This window comes from Veillonella sp. 27098_8_77 (genome assembly GCF_041431535.1).
GTDB lineage: Bacteria > Bacillota > Negativicutes > Veillonellales > Veillonellaceae > Veillonella.
This window is the reverse complement of record NZ_JAPVXW010000029.1, coordinates 1-610: the sequence shown is the minus strand read 5'-3', so window position 1 is coordinate 610 and position 610 is coordinate 1. Positions and strand designations below refer to the sequence as shown.

General features: G+C 35.2%; 1 protein-coding gene. It reads right to left on the bottom strand.

Translation table 11 applies throughout. The annotated features are described in order from the left end of the window. Positions 1 to 68: 68 nt before the first annotated feature. Entirely contained in the window at positions 69 to 530 is a 462-nt protein-coding gene (tnpA, locus tag O3617_RS09530) for an IS200/IS605 family transposase (RefSeq protein WP_005380067.1), read from the bottom strand. Positions 531 to 610: the final 80 nt, after the last annotated feature.

Below are 610 nucleotides of genomic sequence, written 5' to 3'. Positions count from 1 at the left end.
GCTGGCTTTCACTACGTTCAAGCCGCATAGCCATTGACTCGTAACGGTCCCCTTAAAGGGGATATGTATTACTTGCTACCCTTAAAAGGGTCCTCATATTCTTTTACACTAAGTTTATCTTTCATTTGGTCATGTAACTCTTGCTCACGTATATATTTTTTTACGGTAGCTTCATTTAATCCTACCGTACTTACATAATATCCCTCGGACCAAAAGTGTCTATTTCCAAATTTATACTTTAAGTTTGCGTGTTTATCGAACATCATTAGCGCACTTTTACCCTTTAGATATCCCATAAAAGATGAAACTGATATTTTAGGTGGAATTAACACTAGCATATGCACATGATCTGCCATAAGCTCCCCCTCTATAATCTTGACTCCCTTATATTCACATAAACGTCTCAGTATTTCACGTAAACTATTTCTGTATTGATTATATATAACTTTACGTCTATACTTAGGTGTAAATACTATGTGGTATTTGCATAACCATTTTGTGTGCGCAAGGCTCTGTGTCTTTGTTGCCATATAAAATCACCTTTCTTTTGTATATAATGCGGCTTGAACACCTACATTATACTTAAGCAAGGTGATTTTTTTGTATAACT